This is a genomic window from Stenotrophomonas sp. STEN225, assembly GCF_056756445.1.
Window position 1 is genome coordinate 31,092 of record NZ_JBRRBV010000023.1, and the last position, 15,602, is coordinate 46,693.

A 15,602-nucleotide genomic window follows, 5' to 3' on the forward strand; every position below is an offset into this window, starting at 1 on the left:
AAAGACCATGGGTCATAAAGTTCATCCGATTGGTATCCGTCTCGGTATTTCCAAGGACTGGAACTCCAAGTGGTACGCCAACAAGGCCGAGTTCGCTGGTTACCTGGCAGCCGACCTGAAAGTTCGCGAAATGCTGCGCAAGAAGCTGGCTCAGGCCGGCATCAGCAAGATCCTGATCGAGCGTCCGGCCAAGACCGCGCGCGTGACGATCCACACCGCCCGTCCGGGCGTGGTGATCGGCAAGCGTGGTGAGGACATCGAGAAGCTGCGCAAGGAAGTGAGCGAGATGATGGGCGTTCCGGCGCACATCAACGTCACCGAAGTGCGCAAGCCGGAACTGGACGCGCAGCTCGTTGCCGAGTCGATCGCCCAGCAGCTGGAGCGTCGCATCATGTTCCGCCGCGCAATGAAGCGCTCGGTGGGCAACGCGATGCGCCTGGGTGCCCTGGGCATCAAGGTCAACGTGGGTGGCCGCCTCAACGGTGCTGAAATCGCCCGTTCGGAGTGGTACCGCGAAGGCCGCGTGCCGCTGCACACCCTGCGTGCCGACATCGACTATGGCTTCGCTGAAGCCAAGACGACCTACGGCATCATCGGCATCAAGGTCTGGATCTACAAGGGCGAGGTCTTCGATTTCTCCCAGGTTGGCCAGGAAAAGCAGGACGACACCCCGTCGCGCAACGATCGTCACGATCGCGGCGACCGTGGTGACCGTCAGCGCCCGGCCCGTGAAGCGAGGTAACGACAATGTTGCAACCCAAGCGAACCAAGTACCGCAAGGTACACAAGGGCCGTAACGAAGGCCTGAGCTGGAGCGCCAACGCTGTCAGCTTCGGCGAATACGGCCTGAAGGCAACCGCACACGGTCAGCTGACCGCGCGTCAGATCGAAGCGGCTCGCCGCTCGATCAGCCGCTACGTCAAGCGCGGCGGCAAGATGTGGATCCGCGTGTTCCCCGACAAGCCCATCACCAAGAAGCCCATCGAAGTTCGAATGGGTTCGGGTAAGGGTAACGTGGAATACTGGGTGGCCCAGATCCAGCCCGGCCGCATGATCTATGAAATCGAGGGTGTTTCCGAGGAAGTGGCTCGCGAGGCGTTCCGCCTGGCCGCCGCCAAGCTCTCGGTCACCACCACTTTCGTGACCCGTACGGTGCGCTGATGGATATCAAAACTCTCCGTGAAAAGTCGGCTGACGAACTCAAGGCCCACCTGATCGACCTGCGTAAGGAACAGTTCTCTGTCCGTATGCAGCAGGTCACCGGCCAGCTGCCGAAGACCCACGACATCCGCCGGGTCCGTCGCGAGATTGCTCGCGTCAAGACCCTGCTCGGCAGCACGAAGTAAGGATGGCCGCTATGAGCGACAATACTGAAAACAAGACGCTGCGCACGGTCGAAGGCCGTGTCGTCAGCAACAAGATGGACAAGACGGTTACCGTCCTGGTTGAGCGTCAGGTCAAGCACGCACTGTACGGCAAGTACATCAAGCGCTCGACGAAGCTGCACGCCCACGATGCCGACAACGCCTGCAAGGAAGGCGATGTCGTCCGCGTGACCGAGATTGCTCCGATGTCCAAGACCAAGAACTGGCGCGTGGTGGAAGTCATCACGCGTGCGGCTGAATAAGGAGTCTGAATCATGATCCAGATGCAGAGCTACCTTGACGTCGCGGACAATTCGGGTGCCAAGCAGGTGATGTGCTTCAAGGTGCTGGGTGGTTCCAAGCGCCGTTACGCCGGCATCGGCGACATCATCAAGGTCACCGTGAAGGATGCGATTCCGCGCGGCAAGGTCAAGAAGGGTGAAGTGTATGACGCCGTCGTGGTGCGTACCCGCAAGGGTGTGCGTCGCGCCGACGGCTCGCTGATCCGCTTCGACGGCAACGCTGCCGTCCTGCTGAACAACAAGCAGGAGCCGATCGGTACCCGTATCTTCGGGCCGGTGACCCGTGAACTTCGTTCGGAGAAGTTCATGAAGATCGTCTCGCTCGCTCCCGAAGTGCTGTGAGCGACAGGAGATAATCATGGCTAACCGTATCAAGAAGGGCGACCAGGTCGTCGTCAACACCGGCAAGGACAAGGGCAAGCAGGGCGAAGTCGTCCGCGTCGACGGCGACCGTGTGGTCGTCGCCAACGTGAACATCGTCAAGCGCCACACCAAGCCGAACCCGCAGGCAGGCGTTGCCGGCGGCGTGGTCGAGCGTGAAGCTTCGATCCATATCTCCAACGTGAATGTGCTGAACCCGGCTTCGGGCAAGGGCGAACGCGTTGGCTTCAAGGTGCTGGAGGATGGACGCAAACTGCGTGTGTTCCGCTCCAGCGGTGAGGCGCTCGACGCCTGAGGAATGAGAAGATGACTTCCCGTCTCGAAAAGTTCTACAAGGACGAAGTGGTGCCGGCGCTGATGAAGCAGTTCGGCTACACCAATCCGATGGAAGTGCCGAAGCTCGTCAAGGTCACCCTGAACATGGGTGTCGGCGAAGCGGCCACCAACAAGAAGATCCTGGAAAACGCCGTCGGCGACATGACCAAGATTTCCGGCCAGAAGCCGGTTGTCACCAAGTCGCGTATTTCGGTTGCGTCGTTCAAGATCCGTGATGGTTGGCCGATCGGCTGCAAGACCACGCTGCGTCGCCACAAGATGTACGAGTTCCTGGATCGCCTGATCAACATCTCGCTGCCGCGCGTGCGCGACTTCCGTGGTGTCTCTGGTCGTTCCTTCGACGGTCGCGGCAACTTCAACATGGGTGTGAAGGAACAGATCATCTTCCCGGAAATCGACTTCGACGCTGTCGACGCGATCCGCGGTATGGATATCGCCATCACCACCACTGCGAAGACCGACGCGGAAGCGAAGGCGCTGCTGGCAGCGTTCAAGTTCCCGTTCCGTAACTGATCCGTCGAGGAAACCGAAATGGCAAAGACCTCCATGGTCAACCGCGACATCAAGCGGGAAAAGCTGGCCAAGAAGTACGCTGAGAAGCGTGCTGCTCTGAAGAAGATCGTGTCCTCGGTGGACGCGAGCTACGACGAGAAGATCGAAGCTGCTGCCAAGCTGGCCAAGCTGCCGCGCGATTCGTCGCCGAGCCGCCAGCGCAACCGCTGCGAACTGTCCGGCCGTCCGCGTGGCGTCTACAGCAAGTTCGGCCTGGGCCGCAACAAGCTGCGTGAAGCCACCATGCGTGGCGACGTCCCGGGTCTGCGCAAGGCCAGCTGGTAATCCCAGCCGGTCCTGCGATCAGGCGCCCCCCGGGGGTTCCTGAACCGGGGAGGGGAGGCATTCAGCCTCCCTTTCGCAAAAAACCCGAAGAGCCCGACGCAAGTCGGGCTCTTTTGGCGTATACTCCCGCGTCTTGCCCTGTGCAGACGGGGTTGTAGGGCGGGCCACAGGTCCGCTGCATCAAGGGACCTGGCCCGTTTCCAGGAGACAACAGATTTTCGCGAAAGCGGATATCGGTGCACTCAAAGGTACTCATATGAGCATGACTGATCCCATCGCCGACCTGCTGGTCCGCATCAAGAATGCGGCCGCGGTTGGCAAGCAGACGGTGAAAGCCCCGTCGTCCAAGATCAAGGTTGCGATCGCCCAGGTCCTGAAGGACGAGGGTTACATCACCGACCTGCGCGTTACCCAGCTGGAGAACAACAAGGCCGAGCTGGAAATCGTGCTGAAGTATTTCGAAGGCAAGCCGGTCATCGCGACCCTGAAGCGCTTCTCGCGTTCGGGCCTGCGCCAGTACCGCGGCAAGAGCGAGCTGCCGAAGGTCATGAACGGCCTGGGCATCTCCATCATTTCCACCTCCAAGGGCATCATGACTGATGCGCAGGCGCGCCAGCTGGGCGTCGGCGGCGAAGTCCTGTGCTTCGTGGCCTAAGGCGAAAGGAGTAGAACTATGTCCCGCGTAGCCAAGAAGCCGATCGACCTGGGTAAGGTTGAACTGAACGTCCAGTCGGAAAGCGTCACCGCCAAGGGCCCGAAGGGCACCCTGTCGCTGGCCAAGCCGGCCGGTATTGCCATCAACGTCGACAACGGCGTTGCCACCCTGAGCACCGAGAACGTCGAACTGGTCGCACTGACCGGTACCGTGCGTGCGATCCTGGCCAACATGGTCAAGGGCGTGTCCGAAGGCTTCGAGCGCAAGCTGGAGCTGGTCGGCGTGGGTTACCGCGCTGCCATGCAGGGCAAGGACCTGAGCCTGTCGCTGGGCTTCTCGCACCCGGTCGTGTTCGTGGCGCCGGAAGGCATCACGCTGTCCACCCCGACCCAGACCGAGATCCTGGTCCAGGGCGCGGACAAGCAGGCCGTCGGTGAAGTTGCCGCCAAGATCCGTGCGTTCCGCAAGCCGGAGCCGTACAAGGGCAAGGGCGTGAAGTACTCCGACGAAGTCATCATCCGTAAGGAAGCCAAGAAGGCCTAATAGGCGCTTCCGCTTTCATAGGAAAAACATCATGAACAAGAACATCGCCCGCCTGCGTCGCGCCAAGTCGACCCGCGCCCACATCCGTGAGCTCGGCGTCGCCCGCCTGTCGGTGCTGCGCACCGGCCAGCACCTGTATGCCCAGGTCTTCACCGCCGACGGTTCCAAGGTGCTGGCTGCCGCCAACACCACCCAGACCGACGTCAAGGAAGGCCTGAAGAGCGGCAAGAATGTCGATGCCGCCGCCAAGGTTGGCCGCATCGTCGCTGAGCGTGCCAAGGCCGCCGGCGTCGAGAAGGTTGCCTTCGATCGTTCGGGTTACCGTTACCACGGCCGTATCAAGGCCCTGGCAGAGGCTGCCCGCGAAGCCGGCCTGCAGTTCTAAGGGATCGGGGCAGGGGGCCGATGGCCCCCTGTCCGCCTGCTCGCCAGCCTGAGCGAGGCTGGACGGCGCCATTCTTCTGTAGTGGCCCACCGGAACGACGCGTCATTCCACAACCATAAGCGGCCCTGAGCCGTACATACCCAACAACCAAGGAATCAACATGGCAGAAGAGCGTCAGCAGCGGGGTCGCGATCGCGACCGTAACCGCGAAGAGAAGATCGACGACGGCATGATCGAAAAGCTGGTCGCGGTCAACCGCGTCAGCAAGACCGTCAAGGGTGGTCGCCAGTTCACCTTCACCGCCCTGACCGTGGTCGGCGACGGCGAAGGCAAGGTCGGTTTCGGTTATGGCAAGGCCCGCGAAGTGCCGGTCGCCATCCAGAAGTCGATGGAACAGGCCCGCAAGAACCTGGTCAGCGTTGACCTGAACAACGGCACCCTGTGGCACACCATCAAGGATGGTCATGGCGCAGCCCGCGTGTTCATGCAGCCGGCTTCGGAAGGTACCGGCGTCATCGCCGGCGGTGCCATGCGCGCCGTCCTGGAAGCGGTTGGCGTGAAGAACGTGCTGGCCAAGGCCACCGGTTCGCGCAACCCGATCAACCTGGTGCGTGCCACCGTGAAGGGCCTGTCTGCAGCGCAGTCGCCGGCCCGCATCGCGGCCAAGCGCGGCAAGAAGGTGGAGGAACTCAACCATGGCTAATGAGTCCAACAAGACTGTGAAGGTGCGCCTGGTGCGCGGCCTGCGTGGTGCTCAGTCGCGTCACCGCCTGTCGGTGCGTGCCCTGGGTCTGAACAAGCTCAACGATGTGCGTGAACTGAAGGACAGCCCGCAGGTTCGCGGCCTGATCAATACCGTTCACTACCTCGTCAAGGTTGAGGAGTAATCGATCATGACTCTGCGTCTCAATGAACTGAGCCCGGCACCGGGCGCCCGTACCGAGCGCACCCGCGTCGGTCGCGGTATCGGCTCGGGCCTGGGCAAGACTGCCGGCCGCGGCCACAAGGGTTCGTTCGCCCGCAAGGGTGGCGGCAAGATCAAGGCCGGCTTCGAAGGCGGCCAGACCCCCATGCAGCGTCGTCTGCCGAAGATCGGCTTCCGTTCGCCGATCGCCAAGGACACCGCTGAAGTGCTGCTGTACCAGCTGGACAAGCTGCCGGCCGGCGAGATCGACTTCGCCGCCCTGCGTGCCGCCAAGCTGGTCCCGAGCACTGCCAAGAAGGCCAAGGTCGTCGTCAAGGGCGAAGTGACCAAGGCGTTCACCCTGAAGGGTGTTGCTGCCACGGCCGGTGCCAAGGCTGCGATCGAAGCTGCCGGCGGCAGCGTAACGGAGTAAGAAAATCATGGCGCAAGCTGGCATCGGTAACCTCGCGGGCGGAATGGGCAAGTTCACTGAACTTCGCCAACGTTTGCTGTTCGTCGTCGGGGCTTTGATCGTCTATCGCATCGGCTGCTACGTGCCGGTGCCGGGCGTCAATCCCGATGCCATGCTTGCCATGATGCAGCAGCAGGGCGGCGGCATCGTGGACATGTTCAACATGTTCTCGGGCGGCGCCCTGCACCGTTTCAGCATCTTCGCGCTGAACGTGATGCCGTACATCTCGGCATCGATCGTGATGCAGCTGGCCGTGCACATCTTCCCCGCCCTGAAGGCGATGCAGAAGGAAGGTGAGTCCGGTCGCCGCAAGATCACCCAGTACTCGCGCATCGGCGCCGTGCTGCTGGCAGTGGTGCAGGGCGGTTCGATCGCTCTGGCCCTGCAGGGCCAGGTCTCGCCGTCGGGCGCTCCGGTCGTGTACGCGCCGGGCATGGGCTTCGTGCTCACCGCCGTGGTCGCGCTGACCGCCGGCACCATGTTCCTGATGTGGGTCGGTGAGCAGGTCACCGAGCGCGGCATCGGCAACGGCGTGTCGCTGATCATCTTCGCCGGTATCGTGGCGGGCCTGCCGGGCGCGGTCATCCATACCTTCGATGCCTACCGCGACGGCAACATCCAGTTCATCCAGCTGCTGCTGATCGCCATCGTCGTTCTCGCCTTCACCTTCTTCGTGGTGTTCGTCGAGCGCGGCCAGCGCCGGATCACGGTCAATTACGCGCGCCGCCAGGGCGGTCGCAATGCGTACATGAACCAGACCTCGTTCCTGCCGCTGAAGCTCAACATGGCCGGCGTCATCCCGGCGATCTTCGCCTCGAGCCTGCTGGCCTTCCCGGCCACCCTGGCCATGTGGTCCGGCCAGGCGGCCAACCAGAGCAGCTTCGGCCAGGTCCTGCAGAAGGTCGCCAACGCGCTGGGTCCGGGCGAGCCGCTGCACATGATCGTGTTCGCTGCGCTGATCACCGGTTTCGCGTTCTTCTATACCGCGCTGGTGTTCAACTCGCAGGAAACCGCCGACAACCTGAAGAAGTCGGGCGCGCTGATTCCGGGCATCCGTCCGGGCAAGGCCACTGCCGACTACATCGACGGCGTGCTGACCCGCCTGACCGCAGCCGGCTCGGCCTACCTGGTGATCGTCTGCCTGCTGCCGGAACTGATGCGCACGCAGCTGAACGCCTCGTTCTACTTTGGCGGTACCTCGCTGCTGATCGTGGTGGTGGTGGTGATGGACTTCATCGCCCAGGTGCAGGCGCACCTGATGTCCCACCAGTACGAGAGCCTGCTGAAGAAGGCCAACCTGAAGGGTGGCAACCGCGGCGGTTTTGCCCGCGGCTGATTCGCCTGTTATACTTTCGTCTTCCTGACGTGATGGTCCCTCCGCTTCGCGGACTCCGGCCACACAAACGAAGGGCGGCCCCCGCAGCGGTTCCGGGTGGGGGTGTGATGAGGTGGTCCCGCGCAGGAGTAGCGCGGGCGGCCCCGGGAGACCTCCCGGGATCAACCCCATCCGGCGCCGGAGCCTGGGCACACTCCCCAGGCCGGGTTCATGAAACCTCTGGTTTCACGGGCTTCCATGTAAACCGGAACCTTGTTAATATCGCTAGTTCACTTTTTTGATCCATCCTGCCGGATTGGCGTGCCCGAGGCGCGCTGTCGGCCATCACTCAGCTGGAGAACCGCGTCATGGCGCGTATTGCAGGCGTCAACCTGCCAGCCCAGAAGCATGTCTGGGTCGGGTTGCAAAGCATTTACGGCATCGGCCGTACCCGTTCGAAGAAGGTCTGCGAAGTCGCAGGCGTCGCTTCGACCACCAAGATCCGCGATCTGTCGGAGCCGGAAATCGAGCGCCTGCGCGCCGAAGTCGGCAAGTACATCGTGGAAGGCGATCTGCGCCGTGAGATCGGCATCGCGATCAAGCGCCTGATGGACCTGGGCTGCTACCGCGGCCTGCGTCACCGTCGTGGCCTCCCGCTGCGTGGCCAGCGCACCCGTACCAACGCCCGCACCCGCAAGGGTCCGCGCAAGGCGATCAAGAAGTAAGGGACTGAGAAATGGCTAAGCCCGCTGCTAAGACCAAGAAGAAGATCAAGCGCGTCGTCACTGACGGCGTTGCCCACGTCCACGCTTCGTTCAACAACACCATCGTCACCATCACCGACCGCCAGGGCAATGCTCTGTCGTGGGCGACCTCCGGTGGCGCTGGCTTCCGCGGTTCGCGCAAGTCGACCCCGTTCGCTGCCCAGGTGGCTGCCGAGAAGGCCGGTCGTGCTGCGCTGGACTACGGCGTGAAGTCGCTGGAAGTCCGCATCAAGGGCCCGGGTCCGGGCCGTGAGTCGGCCGTGCGTTCGTTGAACAACGTCGGCTACAAGATCACCAACATCATCGACGTGACGCCCATCCCGCACAACGGGTGCCGTCCGCCGAAGAAGCGTCGCGTCTAAAGGGAGCGATAAGAAATGGCTCGTTATATCGGTCCTACCTGTAAGCTCGCCCGCCGCGAAGGCGCCGACCTGTCCCTGAAGAGCCCGGCGCGTGCGCTGGACTCCAAGTGCAAGCTGGAGCAGAAGCCCGGCCAGCATGGCGCCACTGCCCGCAAGGGCAAGCTGTCCGACTACGCCACCCAGCTGCGTGAAAAGCAGAAGGTCAAGCGTATCTACGGCCTGCTGGAGCGTCAGTTCCGCAACTACTACAAGAAGGCCTCGACCAAGAAGGGCAACACCGGCGAGAACCTGCTGCAGCTGCTGGAAACCCGCCTGGACAACGTCGTCTACCGCATGGGCTTCGCCGTGACCCGTCCGGCTGCCCGCCAGCTGGTGTCGCACCGCGGCGTCACCGTGAATGGCAAGTCGGTCAACCTGGCTTCGTACCAGGTCAAGGCTGGCGATGCCATCGCGCTGTCCGAGAAGGCTGCCAAGCAGCTGCGCGTCCAGGAAGCCCTGACCGTCGCCGCACAGCATGACCTGAGCCCGTCGTGGGTTGAAGTGGATTCCGGCAAGTTCACCGGCATCTTCAAGGCGGTTCCGGATCGTTCGGATCTGCCTGCGGACATCAACGAAGCGCTGATCGTCGAGCTGTATTCGAAGTAATTCACATTGGAGAGCCCCCGGCGACGGCCGGGGGTTCACTAGGAGAACCCGCAACATGACGGTTACCGCCAACCAGGTTCTGCGTCCTCGCGGTCCGCAGATCGAACGCCTTACCGACACCCGTGCAAAGGTCGTTATCGAACCTTTGGAGCGGGGTTACGGGCATACGCTGGGCAACGCCCTGCGTCGCGTGCTGCTGTCGTCCATCCCGGGCTTCGCCATCACGGAAGTCGAAATCGACGGCGTGTTGCATGAGTACACCACGGTCGAAGGTCTGCAGGAGGACGTGCTCGAAGTCCTGCTGAACCTGAAGGACGTGGCCATCCGTATGCACTCCGGCGACAGCGCCACCCTGTCCCTGTCCAAGCAGGGCCCGGGCGTTGTCACCGCTGCCGATATCAAGGTCGACCACAATGTGGAGATCCTGAACGGCGACCATGTGATCTGCCACCTGACCAAGGATACGGCAGTGAACATGCGTCTGAAGATCGAGCGTGGTTTCGGCTACCAGCCGGCTGCTGCGCGTCGTCGTCCGGACGAAGAAACCCGTGCCATCGGCCGCCTGGTCCTGGATGCCTCGTTCTCGCCGGTCCGCCGCGTCGCCTATGCCGTGGAAGCGGCCCGCGTCGAACAGCGTACCGACCTGGACAAGCTGGTCATCGATATCGAGACCAACGGCACCATCGATGCCGAGGAAGCCGTGCGCACCGCCGCCGACATCCTCAGCGACCAGCTGTCGGTGTTCGGTGACTTCACCCACCGCGACCGCGGTGCGGCCAAGCCGGCCAACAACGGCGTGGATCCGGTGCTGCTGCGCCCGATCGACGATCTGGAGCTGACCGTGCGTTCGGCCAACTGCCTGAAGGCTGAAAGCATCTACTACATCGGCGATCTGATCCAGAAGACCGAAGTGGAGCTGCTGAAGACCCCGAACCTGGGCAAGAAGTCGCTCACCGAGATCAAGGAAGTGTTGGCCCAGCGTGGCCTGTCGCTTGGCATGAAGCTGGAGAACTGGCCGCCGGCCGGCGTCGCCAGCCACGGCATGCTGGGCTGATAAAGCCTCCTGCTGTACCCGAAGGCTCCACCGTCAGCGGTGGAGCCTTCACCGCAAGATGCCATGACGAACCGCAGGTTCGCGGGCAGGTCGTCCAGGACGGGCGGCCAGGACCATCCGCAGTCCGTGCAGCAACGCCAGGATGGCGACAACGATCCACACAGCCACATCATTAACCAAGGAACATCACCATGCGTCACCAGAAGTCTGGCCGTAAGTTCAGCCGTACCAGCGCCCATCGCGAAGCGATGTTCAAGAACATGGCCGCCTCGCTGTTCAAGCACGAGCTGATCAAGACCACCCTGCCGAAGGCCAAGGAACTGCGCCGCGTCGCCGAGCCGCTGATCACCCTGGCCAAGGTCGATTCCGTTGCCAACCGCCGTCTGGCCTTTGCCCGCCTGCGTGACAACGAAGCCGTGGGCAACCTGTTCACCATCCTGGGCCCGCGCTACGCGAACCGTCCGGGCGGCTACCTGCGTCTGCTGAAGTGCGGCTTCCGCGCCGGCGACAATGCTCCGATGGCCTACGTCGAGCTGGTCGACCGTCCGGCCGTGGCCGAGGAAGTGGCCGAGTAATCGGACCGCTCCAACGCGACACAGTGAAAGCCCGGCATCTGCCGGGCTTTTGCGTTCTGGTAGCGCCGGGCGATGCCCGGCGTTTACGTTTCCGCTGCACTCGCCGGGCATGGCCCGGCGCTACCTGCGAAGGGAAGTGGCCCGCACCGTTCCGACGAGCGTCACCGGCAGCGGTTCGAATGGCAGGCGCGGTCGGTTACGCTTGGCGCCTGATCCATTCGAGCATTCACGATGAATCCTCTGCGCTGGCCCTTCCGCGCCCAGTTCCTGCTGGGCTTCCTGATCTGCGTGGGCCTGCTGGGCTATGCGATTTTCCTGCAGCTGAAGATGGGGCTGGAGCCGTGCCCGCTGTGCATCTTCCAGCGGCTGGCCTTTGCCGCGCTCGGCCTGCTGTTCCTGCTGGGCGCACTGCACGGCCCGTCGAACCGGCCGGGACGGGTGACGTACGGCATCCTTGCCTTTATTGCGGCCGCCGTCGGCGTCGGCATCGCCGCGCGCCATGTCTACGTGCAGATGCTGCCGCCGGAAATGGGTGCCACCTGTGGCCCACCGCTGAGCTTCCTGCGCGAGACCATGGGCCCGTTCGAGGTGTTCCGCACGGTGCTGACCGGTACCGGCAACTGCGGCAACATCGACTGGACCTTCCTCGGACTGACCATGCCGATGTGGTCGGGCGTGTGGTTCGTGCTGCTGGGGCTGTGGGCACTGCTGGTGCCGCTGCGCAGGGTCAGGCGCTGAGTAACTGACGCGCCCCGGCAGAGCCGGGCATGGGCTCGGCTCTGCCGGGGGGCGGCGACATCGATCAGAAATCCTGTTGCAGGCTGAGATAGGCGCCGCGTCGCGGGCCCCACTGCGGGGCGAACACGCCTACGCCGCCGCCATCACGCAGCTGATAGCTGCGATCCAGCGCGTTGATCAACGCCAGCTGTGCATGCAGCGGATGGCCGCTGTCGGCGTTGAAATCGTGGCCAGCACTGAGGTTCACCTGCAGGTAGGACGGCAGCTCGCCCCCATTGGGTACGCTTTCGGTGTCCGAGCGCAGGCCACTGCCGAACACGTAGTTGGCACCGATCCGGTTGTGTCCGGCGAAGGCATAGCTGACGCCGCCCGACGAGGTCAGCTTCTGGTCGTGGTCCAGGTGGATCCAATGGTCGGCCACGTAGGCCAGGGCGTCCGGGTCGAGGTTGTACTGGCCGGTGATCACCTGGGTGCCGATCGCCTTGTTGTATGCAGCGTTGAAGTACGCGCTGAACGGTCCGTCGCTGTAGTCGGCGCTGAACTCCAGGCCGCGGATGTGGCCGCGACGATAGTTGAACGTTGAATAGAGGTAGGCGGCGCCGAACTGGCCTTCATCCTGCAGGCGGGCGACACGCCGGTCATACGCATCCACGCCGAGTGTCAGGTGCTCGCCGATCTGCTGCGAGATGCCGAGGTCGTAGTAGTCACTGCGCTCGGCCAGTGGCGTGGCGTTGCCATCACTGGGCTGCTGGTTGCTGGTGCCGTCGTACAGCGCGATGTCGTCGGAGGCGATCAGCTCGCTGGCCGGTGGTGTGAAGTAGCGCGCATAGCCTGCGTGCAGGGTGGTGCTGTCGCCGGCATTCCAGACCACGCCCAGGCGCGGGCTGAGCTGGCCTTCGGTCCGCCCGAAGGCCGTGTAGCGGTCGCCGCGCAGACCATAGTTGACCGTCCAGTTGTCTCCGATCTTCCACTCGTCCTGCACGTAGAGCGCCAGCGTGCTGGCGTGGAAAGCACTGCGGTCGGGAATCAGCAGGGGCGTGGTGCTGGCCTGCTGGCCGGCGTCGTCAACCGGGAACACCCAGCTGCTGCTGTGGGCCCGCGCGGTCTCATGATTGCCGTACAGGCCATAGCGCAGCGTGTGATCGCTGCCCAGCGGGGTGGAAACGTCGGCCTGCACGGTGTTGGCGCGGTTGCTGCGCTGGACCTGTGAAGCAACACCGCTGAATACCAGATCGCCCGCCACATCGGGATTGAACCCGACATCGCTGTAGCGTTGGCCGGCCGACAGCTGGTACGCGCTGGCGCCCAGCGTCCCCTGCAGCACCAGCATGCCGAAGCGCGTGGTCTCGCGCTGGGTCTCATCCAGCTGGCTGGAGTCGAACGTGGAGGTATCGAGGTAGCCGAACTGCGGTGTCTGGCCCGGGTTCACCGGAATCTGGAAGCGGTTGTTGGCAATGCCGGCAAACACGCTCACGCGCGTGTTCTCGTCCAGCAGATAGGTGAGGTCGGCGAACGCCTTGCCCTGGTGGGTGTCGTCGTGCAGCGGCCGGCGCGAGTTCGTCGGGTTCTCCAGGCCGACCTCGTTCTGGTCGTAGTTGCCGGTCAGGAACCAGCTCCAGCGTCCCTGGTTGCCCCACCAGGAGGCGTTGGGATTGACCTTGCCGAACGACCCGGCAGTCAGTCCGGCGCTGCCGCCGTTGCCCAGTTCGGCGCCACTGCGGGTGGTGATGTCCACCACTGCGGCGGTGCGTTCGCCGAACTGCGCCGGCAGTGCGCCATCCATCAGCCGGATGCTCCTGATGGTTCGCGCATCCAGGGTCTGGCCGAAGCCGGAGATCGATTCGGGCAGCAGCACGCCGTTGATGCGGTACTGCAGGTTGGCGTGATCACCACGCACATGGACACCGCCGTAGGAGTCCTGGACCACGCCCGGGGCCTGCAGCAGCACCTGGCTGAGTGCGGCGGAGGCGCCGAGCGGCTGCTTCTGGATGTCCTCGGCGGTGATCTGGTACTGGCTGCTGCCGATGTCCGGCGACAGCGCGTTGCGGGCCTGGTCGAGGTGGGCGCTGACGGTGACCGCATCCAGGTTTTTCACTGCGGGCCCGGCGTCATCCGCGGCTGCGGCAAGGGGGGGCGTGCTGGCCAGGGCCAGGGCGAAGGTGATGCTGGTAGCGAGGCGTGAGGGCTTCATGGGAGAGAGCAGGGCCTGGGGCGGGGAGGGGGCCGGTCCATGACGGTGAGTGTTACTCCGTAACAGATCATGCGCCTCTGGCGGCGCCGCCGACCATGCGGTCTGTGGCTGCTCGGCGCGTGCTTTCCCTGGCGTTCAGGCATCGGGCCGGAAGGGCTGGCCCTTTGCGGCGGCGGCCGGCTCTGCGACCATGACCGTCCCCCACCCCGGAAGTCTGCAATGAGCCTGTCCGCCGTTTCACCGGTTCCCGATCCTGCCGCAACCGCTGCGGGTGCTGCCTGGTCGCCGGAGAGCTGGCGCGGCAAGACCGCACTGCAGATGCCGACCTATCCCGACCCGGTGGCGCTGGATGCTGCCCTGCATGAGCTGAAGCGGCTACCCCCTCTGGTGACCTCGTGGGAGATCCTGGCGCTGAAGCAGCAGCTGGCGGAGGCGCAGGAGGGCAAGCGCTTCCTGCTGCAGGGCGGCGATTGCGCCGAGAACTTCAGCGACTGTGAGTCCGGCACCATCTCCAATCGGCTGAAGGTGCTGCTGCAGATGAGCCTGGTACTGGTGCATGGCCTGCGCCAGCCGGTGATCCGCGTCGGCCGCTTCGCCGGCCAGTACGCCAAGCCACGCTCGGCTGATACCGAGACCCGTGATGGGGTGACGCTGCCCAGCTACCGGGGCGATGTGATCAATGCGCCGGCCTTCACCGAAGCCGCGCGCCTGCCCGACCCGAAGCGGATGCTGCAGGCCCACGCGCATTCGGCGATGACGATGAACTTCGTGCGGGCGCTGATCGATGGCGGCTTCGCCGACCTGCACCACCCCGAGTACTGGAACCTGGACTGGGTGCGGCACTCGCCGCTCGCCGCCGAGTACCAGAAGATGGTGGCATCGATCGGCGATGCCGTGCACTTCATGGAAACCCTGGCCGGTGCCCGGGTGCACAACCTCAACCGCATCGACTTCTACACCTCGCACGAGGCCCTGCTGCTGCCCTACGAGCAGGCGCTGACCCGGCAGGTGCCGCGCCAGCAGGGCTGGTTGAACCTGAGCACGCACTATCCCTGGATCGGCATGCGCACGGCGGCGCTCGACGGCGCGCACGTGGAGTACCTGCGGGGCGTGCGCAATCCGATCGCGATCAAGGTGGGGCCGTCGGTTTCGCCGGACCAGCTGCTGCGCCTGATCGATGTACTCAATCCGGACGACGAGCCCGGGCGCCTGACCTTCATTCACCGCATGGGCGCGACGCAGATAGCCGAAAAGCTGCCGTCGCTGCTGGAAGCGGTCAAGCGCGATGGCCGCCGCGTGCTGTGGGTGTGCGATGCCATGCACGGCAACACCGAGAGCACCGCCAATGGCTTCAAGACGCGCCGCTTTGACAACGTGCGCCGCGAGGTGGAGTTGTCGTTCGATCTGCACGCCGCGGCAGGTACGCGCCTGGGCGGCGTGCACCTGGAGCTGACCGGCGAGGACGTGACCGAATGCACCGGTGGCGCGCGCGAGCTCACCGAGCGTGATCTTGAGCGCGCGTACCGTTCCACGGTCGATCCGCGGCTGAACTACGAGCAGTCGCTGGAGATCGCGATGGCGATCGTGCGCAAGCAGGAACAGGTGCGCTAAGGGTTTTTCGGCAGGGCTTGCAGCCCTGCACCTGCGGAGTCAACGTCGACGTCAAATGCGGGCATTCCTTGGGATGGCGGGGCAGTGTCGGAGTGCGGGGACGCCGTGAATCCGTCCATGGAGGCTTGGCAGCCGCATCCATGCGGCTGACACCCCGCACTACGACAC

At 64.0% G+C, this 15,602-nt stretch carries 23 protein-coding genes; 22 read left to right on the forward strand and 1 reads right to left on the reverse strand.

Annotated elements, in window-relative coordinates:
* Window positions 1-7 precede the first annotated feature (7 nt).
* The 21 genes from rpsC to ACVOJ1_RS17725 all read left to right on the forward strand — a co-directional run bounded on the left by rpsC (window position 8) and on the right by ACVOJ1_RS17725 (window position 11,632).
* Entirely contained in the window at window positions 8-742 is a 735-nt protein-coding gene (rpsC, locus tag ACVOJ1_RS17625; RefSeq protein WP_004145350.1) for a 30S ribosomal protein S3, read from the forward strand.
* Between the two features lie 5 nt (window positions 743-747).
* Window positions 748-1,161, forward strand: coding sequence for a 50S ribosomal protein L16 (rplP, locus tag ACVOJ1_RS17630; protein ID WP_053519743.1), 414 nt, complete (start codon window positions 748-750; stop codon window positions 1,159-1,161).
* A complete protein-coding gene (rpmC, locus tag ACVOJ1_RS17635; RefSeq protein ID WP_004154487.1) occupies window positions 1,161-1,346 on the forward strand; it encodes a 50S ribosomal protein L29 in 186 nt (61 codons plus the stop codon). The genes rplP and rpmC overlap by 1 nt, the downstream gene beginning before the upstream one ends.
* 11 nt (window positions 1,347-1,357) lie before the next feature.
* Window positions 1,358-1,627, forward strand: coding sequence for a 30S ribosomal protein S17 (rpsQ, locus tag ACVOJ1_RS17640; RefSeq protein WP_053519744.1), 270 nt, complete (start codon window positions 1,358-1,360; stop codon window positions 1,625-1,627).
* Window positions 1,628-1,639: 12 nt separating this feature from the next.
* On the forward strand, window positions 1,640-2,008 hold the full coding sequence (rplN, locus tag ACVOJ1_RS17645) for a 50S ribosomal protein L14 (RefSeq protein ID WP_010483978.1): 369 nt from the start codon (window positions 1,640-1,642) through the stop codon (window positions 2,006-2,008).
* A 16-nt stretch (window positions 2,009-2,024) separates the two neighbouring features.
* Complete coding sequence (gene rplX / locus ACVOJ1_RS17650) at window positions 2,025-2,342, forward strand: 50S ribosomal protein L24 (RefSeq protein ID WP_053519745.1); 318 nt, start codon at window positions 2,025-2,027, stop codon at window positions 2,340-2,342.
* Window positions 2,343-2,353: 11 nt separating this feature from the next.
* Window positions 2,354-2,896 carry a 50S ribosomal protein L5 gene (gene rplE, locus ACVOJ1_RS17655; RefSeq protein WP_053519746.1) on the forward strand — a complete coding sequence of 181 codons (543 nt, stop codon included), beginning with the start codon at window positions 2,354-2,356 and terminating at the stop codon, window positions 2,894-2,896.
* Between the two features lie 18 nt (window positions 2,897-2,914).
* The gene (rpsN, locus tag ACVOJ1_RS17660; protein ID WP_053519747.1) at window positions 2,915-3,220 is read left to right on the forward strand and encodes a 30S ribosomal protein S14; all 306 of its coding nucleotides are present in this window, start codon (window positions 2,915-2,917) and stop codon (window positions 3,218-3,220) included.
* Between the two features lie 256 nt (window positions 3,221-3,476).
* Window positions 3,477-3,875: a 30S ribosomal protein S8 gene (gene rpsH, locus ACVOJ1_RS17665; protein ID WP_005415417.1), complete on the forward strand. Its 399-nt coding sequence runs from the start codon at window positions 3,477-3,479 to the stop codon at window positions 3,873-3,875.
* A gap of 18 nt (window positions 3,876-3,893) precedes the next feature.
* Complete coding sequence (rplF, locus tag ACVOJ1_RS17670) at window positions 3,894-4,418, forward strand: 50S ribosomal protein L6 (protein ID WP_053519748.1); 525 nt, start codon at window positions 3,894-3,896, stop codon at window positions 4,416-4,418.
* A gap of 31 nt (window positions 4,419-4,449) precedes the next feature.
* Window positions 4,450-4,803 carry a 50S ribosomal protein L18 gene (gene rplR, locus ACVOJ1_RS17675; protein WP_053519749.1) on the forward strand — a complete coding sequence of 118 codons (354 nt, stop codon included), beginning with the start codon at window positions 4,450-4,452 and terminating at the stop codon, window positions 4,801-4,803.
* Between the two features lie 160 nt (window positions 4,804-4,963).
* Window positions 4,964-5,506 (forward strand): 30S ribosomal protein S5, encoded by a 543-nt coding sequence (gene rpsE, locus ACVOJ1_RS17680; RefSeq protein ID WP_005408213.1) that lies wholly within the window; start codon window positions 4,964-4,966, stop codon window positions 5,504-5,506.
* Complete coding sequence (gene rpmD, locus ACVOJ1_RS17685) at window positions 5,499-5,690, forward strand: 50S ribosomal protein L30 (protein ID WP_004145412.1); 192 nt, start codon at window positions 5,499-5,501, stop codon at window positions 5,688-5,690. Before rpsE ends, rpmD begins: the two co-directional genes overlap by 8 nt.
* 6 nt (window positions 5,691-5,696) lie before the next feature.
* Window positions 5,697-6,140 (forward strand): 50S ribosomal protein L15, encoded by a 444-nt coding sequence (gene rplO, locus ACVOJ1_RS17690; protein WP_053519751.1) that lies wholly within the window; start codon window positions 5,697-5,699, stop codon window positions 6,138-6,140.
* 7 nt (window positions 6,141-6,147) lie between these two features.
* Window positions 6,148-7,515: a preprotein translocase subunit SecY gene (secY, locus tag ACVOJ1_RS17695; RefSeq protein WP_005415420.1), complete on the forward strand. Its 1,368-nt coding sequence runs from the start codon at window positions 6,148-6,150 to the stop codon at window positions 7,513-7,515.
* A gap of 347 nt (window positions 7,516-7,862) precedes the next feature.
* Window positions 7,863-8,219: a 30S ribosomal protein S13 gene (gene rpsM / locus ACVOJ1_RS17700; RefSeq protein ID WP_004154500.1), complete on the forward strand. Its 357-nt coding sequence runs from the start codon at window positions 7,863-7,865 to the stop codon at window positions 8,217-8,219.
* An 11-nt stretch (window positions 8,220-8,230) separates the two neighbouring features.
* On the forward strand, window positions 8,231-8,620 hold the full coding sequence (gene rpsK / locus ACVOJ1_RS17705; protein ID WP_004145443.1) for a 30S ribosomal protein S11: 390 nt from the start codon (window positions 8,231-8,233) through the stop codon (window positions 8,618-8,620).
* Between the two features lie 15 nt (window positions 8,621-8,635).
* Complete coding sequence (gene rpsD, locus ACVOJ1_RS17710) at window positions 8,636-9,265, forward strand: 30S ribosomal protein S4 (RefSeq protein ID WP_004145446.1); 630 nt, start codon at window positions 8,636-8,638, stop codon at window positions 9,263-9,265.
* Window positions 9,266-9,320: 55 nt separating this feature from the next.
* A complete protein-coding gene (locus ACVOJ1_RS17715; RefSeq protein ID WP_004145453.1) occupies window positions 9,321-10,319 on the forward strand; it encodes a DNA-directed RNA polymerase subunit alpha in 999 nt (332 codons plus the stop codon).
* A gap of 191 nt (window positions 10,320-10,510) precedes the next feature.
* On the forward strand, window positions 10,511-10,894 hold the full coding sequence (rplQ, locus tag ACVOJ1_RS17720) for a 50S ribosomal protein L17 (protein WP_053519752.1): 384 nt from the start codon (window positions 10,511-10,513) through the stop codon (window positions 10,892-10,894).
* 231 nt (window positions 10,895-11,125) lie between these two features.
* Entirely contained in the window at window positions 11,126-11,632 is a 507-nt protein-coding gene (locus ACVOJ1_RS17725; protein WP_053519753.1) for a disulfide bond formation protein B, read from the forward strand.
* Between the two features lie 64 nt (window positions 11,633-11,696).
* Here the strand turns inward: ACVOJ1_RS17725 and ACVOJ1_RS17730 are convergent, their stop codons facing one another.
* Complete coding sequence (locus ACVOJ1_RS17730; RefSeq protein WP_346480714.1) at window positions 11,697-13,823, reverse strand: TonB-dependent receptor; 2,127 nt, start codon at window positions 13,821-13,823, stop codon at window positions 11,697-11,699.
* Between the two features lie 219 nt (window positions 13,824-14,042).
* Between ACVOJ1_RS17730 and ACVOJ1_RS17735 the strand changes: the two genes are divergently transcribed.
* Window positions 14,043-15,434 carry a class II 3-deoxy-7-phosphoheptulonate synthase gene (locus ACVOJ1_RS17735; protein ID WP_053519755.1) on the forward strand — a complete coding sequence of 464 codons (1,392 nt, stop codon included), beginning with the start codon at window positions 14,043-14,045 and terminating at the stop codon, window positions 15,432-15,434.
* Window positions 15,435-15,602: the final 168 nt, after the last annotated feature.